At 62.3% G+C, this 12413-nt stretch carries 9 protein-coding genes and 1 pseudogene; 5 read left to right on the forward strand and 5 right to left on the reverse strand.

Annotated elements, in window-relative coordinates; translation table 11 throughout:
- Positions 1-186: 186 nt before the first annotated feature.
- Together YUO_RS0113460 and YUO_RS0113465 are read left to right on the forward strand one after the other, a co-directional pair.
- Positions 187-1410, forward strand: a complete 1224-nt coding sequence (locus YUO_RS0113460) for an ABC transporter substrate-binding protein (protein ID WP_028347736.1) — start codon at positions 187-189, stop codon at positions 1408-1410.
- 286 nt (positions 1411-1696) lie between these two features.
- On the forward strand, positions 1697-2923 hold the full coding sequence (locus tag YUO_RS0113465) for an ABC transporter substrate-binding protein (RefSeq protein WP_028347737.1): 1227 nt from the start codon (positions 1697-1699) through the stop codon (positions 2921-2923).
- Positions 2924-3148: 225 nt separating this feature from the next.
- On the opposite strand, the gene YUO_RS0113470 is transcribed toward YUO_RS0113465, so the two are convergent.
- Positions 3149-3574, reverse strand: coding sequence for a DUF1330 domain-containing protein (locus YUO_RS0113470; protein WP_028347738.1), 426 nt, complete (start codon positions 3572-3574; stop codon positions 3149-3151).
- 144 nt (positions 3575-3718) lie between these two features.
- On the opposite strand from YUO_RS0113470, the gene YUO_RS0113475 reads away from it, so the two are divergent.
- Positions 3719-5935 (forward strand): penicillin-binding protein 1A, encoded by a 2217-nt coding sequence (locus tag YUO_RS0113475; protein ID WP_028347739.1) that lies wholly within the window; start codon positions 3719-3721, stop codon positions 5933-5935.
- Positions 5936-6066: 131 nt separating this feature from the next.
- On the opposite strand, the pseudogene YUO_RS0113480 reads toward YUO_RS0113475, so the two are convergent.
- The 4 genes and pseudogenes from YUO_RS0113480 to YUO_RS0113495 form a co-directional block, all read right to left on the reverse strand.
- Positions 6067-6917: pseudogene (locus YUO_RS0113480) on the reverse strand (M48 family metallopeptidase).
- Between the two features lie 196 nt (positions 6918-7113).
- Positions 7114-8463, reverse strand: a complete 1350-nt coding sequence (locus YUO_RS0113485; RefSeq protein ID WP_028347741.1) for a polyhydroxyalkanoate depolymerase — start codon at positions 8461-8463, stop codon at positions 7114-7116.
- Positions 8464-8591: 128 nt separating this feature from the next.
- Positions 8592-9410, reverse strand: coding sequence for an ABC transporter permease (locus YUO_RS0113490; RefSeq protein WP_028347742.1), 819 nt, complete (start codon positions 9408-9410; stop codon positions 8592-8594).
- Positions 9407-10201, reverse strand: coding sequence for an ABC transporter ATP-binding protein (locus YUO_RS0113495; RefSeq protein ID WP_028347743.1), 795 nt, complete (start codon positions 10199-10201; stop codon positions 9407-9409). Before YUO_RS0113495 ends, YUO_RS0113490 begins: the two co-directional genes overlap by 4 nt.
- Before the next feature lie 128 nt (positions 10202-10329).
- On the opposite strand from YUO_RS0113495, the gene YUO_RS0113500 reads away from it, so the two are divergent.
- Together YUO_RS0113500 and YUO_RS0113505 are read left to right on the forward strand one after the other, a co-directional pair.
- Positions 10330-11655 carry an ActS/PrrB/RegB family redox-sensitive histidine kinase gene (locus YUO_RS0113500; protein WP_028347744.1) on the forward strand — a complete coding sequence of 442 codons (1326 nt, stop codon included), beginning with the start codon at positions 10330-10332 and terminating at the stop codon, positions 11653-11655.
- Positions 11656-11772: 117 nt separating this feature from the next.
- Complete coding sequence (locus YUO_RS0113505; protein ID WP_028347745.1) at positions 11773-12327, forward strand: ActR/PrrA/RegA family redox response regulator transcription factor; 555 nt, start codon at positions 11773-11775, stop codon at positions 12325-12327.
- The last annotated feature ends 86 nt before the right edge of the window (positions 12328-12413 follow it).

Genomic DNA, 12413 nt, shown 5'->3' on the forward strand with positions numbered 1-12413 from the left:
GGTGCGTGCAGGCGGCGCTCGTGGCGCTCGCCTTGATGCTGCTCTGGCTGCGTAAGGGCCCTCCCCCCACTACCTTGCATTGGCAAAACCGTTCCGCCACACTCGCTCCCAACGATGACGTCCGGCCTTCCGAACGGATGACCGGAACAGGATCATCGGTCGAGATCAAGGGAAGGGAGGAGCTATATGAGAAGTGGCGTTCTTCATCTGATCGCAGGCACGGCGGTCGCGATCGCGCTGGTGTCACCCGCCAACGCGCAGAAGAAATACGATACCGGCGCGAGCGATACCGAGATCAAGATCGGCCAGACCGTTCCGTTCTCGGGACCGGCCTCCGCCTATGCCGGCATCGGCAAGACGCAGGCCGCCTATTTCAGGATGATCAACGAAAAAGGCGGCATCAACGGCCGCAAGATCAACCTGATCCAGTATGACGACGCCTACTCGCCGCCGAAAGCCGTCGAGCAGGTGCGCAAGCTGGTCGAGAGCGACGAGGTTCTGTTCACCTTCCAGATCATCGGCACGCCCTCGAACGCCGCCGTGCAGAAATATCTCAACGCCAAAAAAGTGCCGCAGCTCCTCGCCGCGACCGGCGCCTCGAAATTCACCGATCCAAAGAACTTTCCCTGGACCATGGGATACAATCCCAATTACCAGTCGGAAGGACGCATCTACGCCAAATACATTCTGCAAAATCATCCCAACGCCAAGATCGGCATCCTCTACCAGAACGACGATCTCGGTCGCGACTACGTCACGGGCCTGAAAGAAGGGCTCGGCTCCAAGGCCGCGTCAATGATCGTCGCCGAAGTCTCCTACGAACTGACCGATCCGACCATCGACTCGCAGATCGTCAAATTGAAAGCCGCCGGCGCCGACCTGCTCTACGACGCCTCGACGCCGAAGTTTGCGGCGCAGGCGATCAAGAAGGTCGCCGACCTCGGCTGGAAGCCGGTCCATATCCTCGACATCAATGCGAGCCCGGTCTCGGCCACGCTGAAGCCGGCGGGCCTCGACATCTCCAAGGACATCATCTCGACCAACTACGGCAAGGATCCGGGCGATCCGCAGTGGAAAGACGATCCCGGCATCCAAGCCTATTTCGCCTTCATGGACAAATATTACCCCGAGGGCGACAAGCTCAACACCGTCAACACGTACGGTTATGCGACGGCGGAATTGCTGGTGAAGATCCTGCAGCAATGCGGCGACAACCTCACCCGCGAAAACATTATGAAGCAGGCGGCCAATCTGAAGAACGTCACCGGCAGCCTGTCGCTGCCCGGCATGGTCACCAACACCTCGCCGACCGACTATCGCATCAACAAGCAAATGCAGATGATGAAGTTCAACGGCGAGCGCTGGGAGCTGTTCGGCCCGATCATCGAGGATACCGGACCGAGCGGTTAGCGCGCTGCCCCGATCCAAGATACGATTCAAGACACGAGCCGCCGGCGTCACCGCGATGCCGGCGGCTTTTGTTTCAAGGCGCGCGGCGCGTGCATCATTTTTCGGCCGGTACATGTAGTGGATTCTTTTTGAGCAGACGGAACTCGATCCCGAAATTATTCGGATTTCCGATGCCTTGCATTGCAACATGGCTTCCGCCACTATTGTGGCAGCGACGACATCCGCGGCCGACCGGCCGGCGGCACGGTCAGCGCCAAATCATAAAACACACGAGGAATGCAGCATTATGAGGAAGGGTATTTTCCATCTGGCCACCGGCACGGCGCTAGCTTTAGCGCTGTCGGTCTCGACGGCGTCGGCGCAAAAGAAATACGATACGGGCGCGACCGACACCGAGATCAAGATCGGCCAGACCAATCCATTCTCGGGACCGGCCTCCTCCTATGCCACGATCGGCAAGACCCAGGCGGCCTACATCAAGATGATCAACGATCAGGGCGGCGTGAACGGCCGCAAGATCAATCTGATTCAGTATGACGACGCATACTCACCGCCCAAGGCGGTCGAGCAGGTGCGCAAGCTGGTAGAGAGCGATGAGGTGCTGCTGACCTTCCAGGTTCTCGGAACGCCCTCGAACGCAGCCGTGCAGAAGTACCTCAATTCGAAGAAGGTGCCGCAACTGTTCGCCGCCACCGGCGCGTCGAAATTCACCGATCCGAAGAATTTTCCGTGGACGATGGGCTTCAACCCCAACTATTTCGTCGAGGGACGCATCTACGGCCAGTACATCCTGAAGGAACATCCGAACGCCAAGATCGGCGTGCTCTACCAGAATGATGACCTCGGCAAGGACTATTTGAACGGCATCAAGGCCGGCCTCGGCGACAAGGCGGCGAAGATGATCGTGGCGGAAGCTTCCTACGAAGTCTCCGATCCGACCATCGATTCCCAGATCCTCAAGATCAAGGACGCCGGCGCGGACCTGTTCTTCTCGGCGACGACGCCGAAGCAGGCGGCGCAGGCGATCAAGAAGATCGCCGAGCTCAACTGGAAGCCGGTGCACATCCTCGACATCAACGCCACCTCGGTCGGCGCGGTGATGAAGCCGGCAGGCCTCGAAGCTTCCAAGGGTGTGATCAGCGTCAACTACGGCAAGGATCCGCTCGATCCGACCTGGAAGGACGACGCCGGCATGAAGAAGTATTTCGAGTTCATGGCGAAGTACTATCCGGAGGGCGACAAGGATTCGAGCTTCAACTCCTATGGCTACATGACCTCGCAACTGCTGATCCATGTGCTCAAGGCGTGCGGCGACAACCTGACCCGCGAGAACGTGCTGAAGCAGGCGACCAACCTGAAGAACGTTCAGCTCGACCTGCTGCTGCCGGGCATCTCCGTCAACACGACGCCGACCGACTACCGCGTCAACAAGCAGCTCCAGATGATGAAGTTCAACGGCGAGCGTTGGGAGATGTTCGGCCCGATCCTCGAGGACGCCGGCCCGGCGGGTTAGTCGCGGCGAACCAATCGAAACGATCGGCGGAAAGAGCGATCGGCGGTCCTTCGGGACCGCCGATTTTTTTCATGTCGTCATTGCCGGGCTTGGCCCGGCGATGACTGCCAGACCTCATCCTGAGGAGCGCGGAACGCGCGTCTCGAAGGATGAATGGCACCAGCGGGGCCACATGGTTCGAGACGGCGCTACGCGCCTCCTCACCATGAGGGTTTTAGTGCGAGATTACTTCGGAATCTCCCCGAACGTCTTGCCGGCCGGCAGCACGGCATGGCGGATCAGGCGGGAATCCTCGACCGCGGCCTGGCGGTGCTTTACCGCCTCGCGGTAGACGGGATCGCGAATCATTTCCACAAACGCCGCGACATCAGGGTATTCGGCGATGAAGCAATGGTCCCAGCGTTCCTGCTGCGGCCCGATCAGCATCAGCTCGAACCTGCCCTGCCACACGATTCGTCCGCCGAGCCGTTCGAACACCGGGCCGCTTTCGCGCCCATAGGCGGCATAGGCTTCCGCGCCGGTCGCCTTGCGGCCGTCGGGATAGGCGGCCTCGGCGCGCAGCCGGACCAGGTTGAGCATGTGGATCGGACCCGGCCGGTCATTGGCCCTGAATTGCGCGAACACTTCCTTGGTCGGATCGATGTAACCCATGCCGTTTTCTCCTTAAGAACGCTCGTTTGCGCCAACCCTAATACGGCCCCGCCGCACCTCCTAATCCCGCATTAACCTTTCGGTAACCGACCCTTAAACAGCGACCGTTAGCGTGTGGCTGGACGGGTGTGAACGGCGTTTGGCATGGCGTGGGGACGGAAAAAGAGCGGCGGACGCAAGGAGCCGCTGTTTGGGCTTCCGGCAGCGCTCGCGGAGCTGCGTCTCTCGCCCGAGGATCGCATTCCGGCTGCCACCGACGACGACGAACCGAAAAAGCCAGTGCCGAAGCGCAAGCACGAAGACGACGAGGACGAGCCGCCGCGCGAGCGCAAGCCCCGTGGCGCCAAAAGCGGCGCGAAGCGGCGCTCGAAACGCCGCTTCAGGTTTGGTCGTCTCGTTTATTGGGGCGCGGTGCTTGGCCTGTGGGCGGCGATTGCGATCATCGGCGTCGTGGTCTGGGTCGGCGCGCATCTGCCGGCAATCCAGTCGCTGGAAATTCCAAAGCGCCCGCCGACCATTCAGATTGTCGGCATCGACGGCAGCGTGCTGGCCTCGCGCGGCGAAGCGCCGGGCGCCAATGTCGCGCTAAAGGATCTGCCGCCCTATCTGCCGAAGGCGTTCATCGCCATCGAGGACCGCCGCTTCTATTCGCATTACGGCATCGATCCCGTGGGCATTGCACGCGCGGCGGTCGCCAACATCCTGCATCGCGGCGTTTCGCAGGGCGGCTCGACGCTGACGCAGCAGCTCGCGAAGAACCTGTTCCTGACCCAGGAACGGACGATCGCCCGCAAGCTGCAGGAAGTGGAGCTCGCGCTCTGGCTGGAGCGCAAGCATTCCAAGAACCAAATTCTCGAGCTTTACCTGAACCGCGTCTATTTCGGCTCCGGCGCCTATGGCGTCGAGGCGGCGGCGCAGCGTTATTTCGGCAAGTCGGCGAAGAACGTCACGGTCGCGGAGGCCGCAATGCTAGCCGGCCTCGTCAAGTCGCCGTCGCGACTGGCGCCGAACCGCAACCCCGAAGGCGCGGAAGCACGCGCCGGAATCGTGCTCGCGGCGATGGCGGAAGCCAAGTTCATCAGCGACGCCCAGGCCAAGGCCTCGATCGGCCATCCCTCCTACAACGTGAAGCCGGCCGGCGCCGGCACCATCAACTACGTCGCCGACTGGATCGGCGAAGTGCTCGACGATCTCGTCGGCCAGATCGACCAGAGCATCGTGGTCGAGACCACGATCGATCCGAAGCTGCAGAGCGTGGCGGAAGCTGCGATCATCGACGAGCTGGCGGCCAAGAGCGTGAAGTTCCATGTCACGCAAGGCGCGTTGGTGGCGATGACGCCCGATGGCGCGGTGCGCGCCATGGTGGGGGGGCGGAACTACGCCGAGAGCCAGTATAACCGCGCAGTCACCGCCAAACGCCAGCCCGGCTCGGCGTTCAAGCCGTTCATCTACCTGACCGCGATCGAGGGCGGGCTTTCGCCGGAAACGATCCGACAGGACGCGCCGCTCGACCTGAAAGGCTGGCGGCCGGAGAACTATACGCATGAATATTTCGGCTCGGTGACGCTGACGCAGGCGCTGGCAATGTCGCTCAATACGGTCGCGGTGCGGCTCGGCCTGGAAGTGGGCCCGAAGAACGTGGTGCGGACCGCACACCGGCTCGGGATTTCATCAAAACTCGAGGCCAATCCCTCGATTGCACTCGGCACCTCGGAAGTCTCGGTCGTTGAGCTGGTGGGCGCCTATGCGCCGTTTGCCAATGGCGGGCTCGGCGTCTCCCCGCATGTGGTGACGAAGATTCGCACCAACGAAGGCAAGGTGCTGTACAGGCGGAAGGCCGATCCGCTCGGCCAGGTGATCGAGCCGCGCCATGTCGCGATGATGAACACGATGATGCAGGAGACGCTGCTCTCGGGCACCGCGCGGAAAGCAGAGATTCCGGGCTGGATGGCCGCCGGCAAGACCGGCACCAGCCAGGATTTCCGTGACGCCTGGTTCATCGGCTACACCGCCAACCTCGTCACCGGCGTCTGGCTCGGCAATGACGACAACTCGCCGACCAAGAAGGCGACCGGCGGCGGCCTGCCGGTGGAAGTATGGACCCGCTTCATGCGCACGGCCCATCAGGGCGTGCCGGTGGCGAGCCTGCCGAACGCGCAGCGCGGCGGATTTCTGTCGAACATGTTCCAGACCGCATCGCAGGTCAGTGCACAGCCGCCGCCGTCGGCGCCGGTCCCATCAGGCGGCGGATATCGGCCTGCGCCCGCACGAACCTCCACACCGCCACCCAATCCAAATGCGCGCCCGGAAGCCGCGGCAGGACTCGATGGCTGGCTGGTGGACCGGCTGTTTGGAAGGTAGCCCCCGTCGTCCCTGCGAACGCAGGGACCCATACGCCGCGGCTTATCGGTCAAGCGATGGGGCCAGTTGTCGTCGCAACAACGGACGTCGGTGGTTATGGGCCCCTGCGTTCGCAGGGGCGACGGGAAAACCTAATCCTCTACCCCGTAACGATGCAAATCGTTGCCGTGGGTGTCGAGCCAGCGCTTGGCGCGTTCGACATGAATGCAGATGCGGTCGACAACCCTCCAGAACCTCGCTGAATGGTTCATCTCGACGAGATGCGCGACCTCATGGGCGGCGAGATAGTCGAGCACATAGGGCGGTGCGAGGATCAATCGCCAGGAATACGACAACGACCCGGCCGAGGTGCACGAACCCCAGCGGCTCGACTGGTCGCGGATCGACACGCGCCTGACCCGCACGCCGAGTTCCGCCGCATACGCGAGCGATGCCTTGTGCAGATCCTTGCGCGCTTCGCGCTTGAGGAAGTCGTGGACGCGCCGGTCCATGTGATCGTAGCCGCCGGCCACGCATAAAATCTTCTCGCCGCTGTCGCGGGTTTCGGCCCACACCGTGCCGCGTTCGCCGGCGCGATGCACCAGGCGATGCGGCACGCCGCGCAACGGTACGATCGTGCCGGGTTGAAAGGGCGCAGCCTTCGGCAAACGTCCGAGACGGGCGGCGATCCAGCCGCCGTGAAGCTGCGCAAAGTCCTTGGCTTCCGCGAGCGTGCCACGCGGCGGCATCGTCAGGATAGCTTCGCGATCGGTTGGGTGAATGCGTAAGGTGTAACGCCGCGCCCGCCGGTGTCGGCGCAGCCTTATCGCAAAGACTTGCGAGCAGTGTTTGACCAAAAGAGTCGCGGGTTCGGCGGGCCGCCGATAAAGGAGGGCGCGAGTAGCCATTTCTTGGAGTCCGGGGAGTAGGAGTTCGCCCGGATTCTGCCATATCCGCCGCCAGGGAAATCGTATCTAAATTGCTCGGCGCAAAAACAAATCATTTGCCCAATATACAGGGGTTGGGCGACGAATCGCCCCTAGGGGATGGGCCTGGAACTCAAAATTTCGGCTGGAACCGGACGTCAAAACCGGGCTCAAGAAGTGAATCTGAACTCACCTCTTGATTCGACCGGAATTCGGATTGTTTGAATCTTCTCAGCAACTTATCGGCGACCCGGAATCGGTGCCGCCGGCGCACTATTCGGCCGCACGGACCAATGTTGGCTTGATCTTAGCCGCTGACTCATTGGTATTCGTCGCCGACATCATGAAATCGGAGATGCGCGGCACGATTTCGGAACGGAATCGCGATCCGTTGAACACGCCGTAATGTCCGACGCCCTTTTGGACGTAATGCACACGGCGATGATCGGGAATAAGGGGGCACAAAGCGTGCGTCGCTTCGGTCTGGCCGAGCCCGGAGATGTCGTCGTTCTCGCCTTCCACCGTCATCAGCGCCACGCGCCGGATCTTTGACGGATCGACCGGCTTGCCACGATGAGTCATCTCGCCCTTAGGCAACGCGTGCTTGACGAACACGAGATCGACGGTCTGCAGGTAATACTCCGCCGTCAGGTCCATGACCGCGAGGTACTCGTCATAGAACTCGCGGTGCTTGTCGACCATGTCGCCGTCGCCCTTCACCAGATTGTTGAACAGCGCCTTGTGTGCGTCAGTGTGGCGGTCGAGGTTCATGCTGATGAAACCCGAGAGCTGCAAAAAGCCCGGATAGACGTCGCGCATCACGCCGGGATGCGGGAACGGCACTTTGGTGATGACATGGTTACGGAACCATTCGATGCCACGCTGTTCGGCGAGATTGTTCACGGAAGTAGGATTGCGGCGGGTATCAATCGGGCCGCCCATCAAGGTCATCGACAGCGGCACAAAGGGATCGCGCGCGGCTTCCATCATGGACACCGCCGCCACCACCGGCACCGAAGGCTGGCACACTGCGATCACGTGCATGTTGCCGCCGAGTACCTGCAGCATCTCGATGACGTAATCGACGTAGTCATCGAGATCGAAGCGGCCCTCGGTGAGGGGAACCATGCGCGCGTCGGACCAGTCGGTGATGTAGACTTCATGCGTCGGCAGGAACGCTTCGACGGTGCCGCGCAGCAGCGTCGCGTAGTGGCCGGACATCGGCGCCACGATCAGGACGCGCGGATGGGGCGCGCGCAGCGGCCGGGTCAGCTTGCGATCGAAGTGCAGCAAACGGCAGAACGGCTTTTCCCAGATCGAGCGGACCTCGACCGGCGTATGGATGCCGTTAACCTCGGTGAAGTCGAGCCCCCATTCGGGCTTGCCGTAGCGGCGCGTGGTGCGCTCGAACAATTCGCAGGCCGCCGCGATCGATTTGCCGAACTGGCTGTGCGACCACGGATTCAGCGGGTTTTGAAACAGGATCTTGGTGGCGTCGGTCACCGCACGTGCCGGATTGAGCGACGCGTGGCCCAATTCGTACATCCAGTACATCGGCGTCGTGAGCGCCGGACTGCCTTCGGCCACCAGCGGCGGTGCGCCGCCAAACTCACCAATCGGCATTTTATTTCTGACCTTCTGTTTGCGCCGCAGCATAGTGCAGAATGCAAAATAATGCGTCAATGCGCCGAACGGGCCTGTCCACGCGACAAAAGGCGTAGAAACCCCGGAAAACCACGGGAAACTGTGACTTATTCGCCACCCCCGAGCAAAGATCCGTGATGTTTGGCACTGCGCAAAAGAGCGAGGAAGATCGCAAAGGAAGCGGTAAACAGCACCGCGTTGATGGCAAGTGACCAGACCATCAGGTCGATCCTGAGCACGTGATCGATCAGGAGCGTACGCATGCCCTCGAACACATAGGTCGGCGGCAGCATCCACGCGATCCATTGCAGCCAGGCCGGCAGCACCGCGACCGGATAGTAGACGCAGGCAAGCGGCATCAGGCCGAACATCATCGTCCAGACGATGCTCTCGGCGCCCAGCCCGTTGCGCAACACCAGGCCGGAGACAAAGATCCCAATCGACCAGCTCGTGAAGATCAGATTGCAGAAGAACGCGATCAGCGGTAGGCCGATCGCGAAGAAATTGAAATCGAAGAAGAACAGCGCCAGCAGCGTCATCGGAATGACGCCGATCGCGAGCCGGATCAGGCTCATGATCATCAGCGAGATCAGAAACTCGATCGGCTTCAGCGGGCTCATCATGAGGTTGCCGAGGTTGCGCGCCCACATCTCCTCGAGAAACGAGATCGAAAAGCCAAGCTGCCCGCGGAACAGGATGTCCCACAGGATGACAGCGCCGATCAGCGTGCCGCCGGCGCGCGCGAAGAAATTGTCGTTCTGCGCGATGTAGTTCTGCAGAAAGCCCCAGGTGATGATCTGCAGCGCCGGCCAGTAGATCAGCTCCAACAGCCGCGGCCACGACGACATCAGGAGATACCAGTAGCGCAGCACCATCGCCTGGATGCGGTGCGCGGAAATCCCGTGATGGGTGGCGGTAGCGCTCATGGCGCGGTCTCCGCCACCCGGCCACGCGCGACGTCGAGGAACACGTCTTCCAGGGTGGTGCGGTTGTAGCGCGCCATGATCTGGTCGGGGCTGTCGTCATCCTCGATGCGGCCGCGCTTCATGATGATGACGCGGTCGCACAGCCGCTCCACTTCCAGCATGTTGTGCGAGGCCAGCAGGATGGTGGCGTCATGGGTCCTGCGATAGGCCTGCAAATGCTGCCGCACCCAATCGGCGGTATCCGGATCGAGCGAGGCCGTCGGCTCGTCGAGCAGCAGCAGCTCCGGCTGGTTGATCAGCGCCTTCGCCAGCGCGACGCGGGTCTTCTGCCCGGCCGATAGCTTGCCATTGGCGCGATCGAGAAAATCTTTCAGGTCGAGGTCGGAGGCGAGCTGCTCGATGCGCTCGGCGAGATTCTCCACCGCATAGAGCCGGCCGAAGATGGTGAGGTTCTGCCGCACCGTGAGCCGCATTGGCATGTCGACATACGGGCTCTCGAAATTCATCCGCCCGAGCACCTCGGCGCTCTGCTCCGGCATCGCATGTCCCAGCACCTGGACGCGGCCCGAGGTCGGAAGCACGAGCCCCATGATCATGGCAATGGTCGTGGTCTTGCCGGCGCCATTGCCGCCGAGCAGCCCGGTGACGCTGCCGCGCGCGATTCGGAACGAGATATCGTCAACCGCGCGGGTGGTCTTGTAGAGCTTTATCAGATGCGCAACCTCGATCGCGGCGGGACCTTGCGGCCCGGCCGCGGGCGATTGCGCTGGTACTGTCCCGCTATCGGCCATTACGGCCCGTTCATTGAGCCATTGCGGCTAATAGCGCAAGGCTTTGCACTCCTGGGCGGCGGGCGGGCCTGAACCACACGAAATCCAGCAAATTTGTGATCGCGCGCTGCGACCGTTAAACTCCGGCAATGTCCGACGTCGCAGCCTCCGATTTCCGCCATCCGCATCGCTATGTCCGTCTCGACACGATCCTCCGGCTGCGCTGGCTGGCGGCGCTCGGCCAGCTCACCGCGATCTTCATCGTGGCGCATGGGCTGGAGTTCGACTTTCCCGTTGTTGCCTGCGTGGCCGTCGTCGGCATCTCAGCGCTGCTCAATCTTGCGCTGCAGGTGGCCTTCAACCCGATGCAACGGTTGGAACCGGTCTACGCGGCGGCGCTGCTCGCGCTCAACATCATCGAATTGGCCGCGCTGCTGTTCCTGACCGGGGGCTTGCAGAACCCGTTTTCATTTCTGTTCCTCGGCCCCGTCCTGATTTCGGCAACGGTGCTGCCAATCCGGATGACGGTTGGCCTCGGGCTGTTGGCGGTCGCCTGCTCCTCGGTGCTGGTGTTCTTCCATCTGCCGCTCCCCTGGGACAGCGAAGACCCGCTGGTGCTGCCGCCAATCTATCTGTTCGGCGTCTGGCTCTCGATCGTGCTCGCGATCGGCGTCACCAGTCTCTATGCGTTCCAGGCGACCGAGGAGGCGCGCAAACTTTCCGACGCGCTGGCCGCAACCGAGCTGGTGCTGACGCGCGAGCAGCATCTGACTCAGCTCGACGGGCTGGCTGCCGCTGCCGCGCATGAACTCGGCACGCCGCTGTCGACGATCTTCCTGATTTCGCGGGAGCTGGAAAAGACCGCCGAGGGCAACGACCAGTTGGCCTCCGATCTGAAGACCCTGCGCGAGCAGGCGCAGCGCTGCCGCGACATCCTCGCCAAGATCACCCAGCTTTCCTCGTCCGGGGCGCCGTTCGATCTTATGCCGCTGTCTACGCTGATCGAGGAAGTCGTGGCGCCGCACCGCGATTTTGGCGTCACGATCAGGGTGCGGCTTGCTGTCGCAGCCACCCGGGAGCCTGTCGGCGCCCGGAACCCGGCGATTCTGTATGGCGTCGGCAACATCCTGGAGAACGCCGTCGATTTCGCGCGGACGACGGTGGAGGTTAACGCCTGGTGGAACGCGGACACGGTTGAAATCGTCATCTCCGATGACGGCCCCGGCATAGCGCCCGACATGCTGAAACGGATCGGCGAGCCCTATTTATCAAGGCGTCGCAGCGCCGATGAAACCCACCGCGAACGCACTGGCCTCGGCCTTGGCGTGTTCATTGCCCGAACGCTGCTGGAACGCACCGGCGCGAAAGTTTCGTTCTCCAACCGGACCTTTCCCGATCACGGCGCCGTGGTGCAGATCGCGTGGCCGCGCGTCCGCTTCGAGGCCGCAGAAAGTGCTGCCGGGCCAGTGGATTAAAAGGCGTTAAGGATTGAGGAAACCGGAGCTGCTCGACGCTGGGACCCTTGGCAGTGCAAAATTACCGCGCCATATGCTCTATAAGTGCTCCGCATCCGCAACCGGGGATACCTAGCCTTGAACGACATCGCCGAACTGAACGATCTCGCCGACCGCTCGCTGCTGATCGTCGAGGACGACAAGCCGTTTCTCGAGCGCCTGTCGCGAGCGATGGAAACCCGCGGTTTCGCGGTGACATCCTGTGACACCGTGTCCGACGGGCTGGCGCAGATCAACAAGTCAGCACCGGCCTTTGCGGTCGTGGACCTGCGGCTCGGCGACGGCAACGGGCTCGATGTGGTGTCGGCGCTCAAGCGCAAGCGCCCCGACGCGCGCACCATCGTGCTGACCGGCTACGGCAACATCGCAACCGCCGTCACGGCGGTGAAGATGGGCGCGGTGGACTACCTCTCGAAGCCTGCTGACGCCGACGACGTAGTCGCGGCGCTGCTTGCCAGCGGCACCGAGAAATCCGAGCTGCCGTCCAATCCGATGTCGGCGGATCGGGTGCGCTGGGAACACATCCAGCGCATCTATGAAATGTGCAACCGCAACGTCTCCGAAACCGCGCGGCGCCTGAACATGCACCGCCGCACCCTGCAGCGGATTCTCGCCAAGCGCGCGCCGCGGTGATTTCACGGAATCATAGGGTGGGCAAAGCCACCGGGTCGCGCGAATGCGCGCCCGATGACAGGCTCCGCGTGCCCACCATTCACTAC

The organism is Bradyrhizobium murdochi (assembly GCF_000472965.1).
Lineage (GTDB): Bacteria > Pseudomonadota > Alphaproteobacteria > Rhizobiales > Xanthobacteraceae > Bradyrhizobium > Bradyrhizobium murdochi.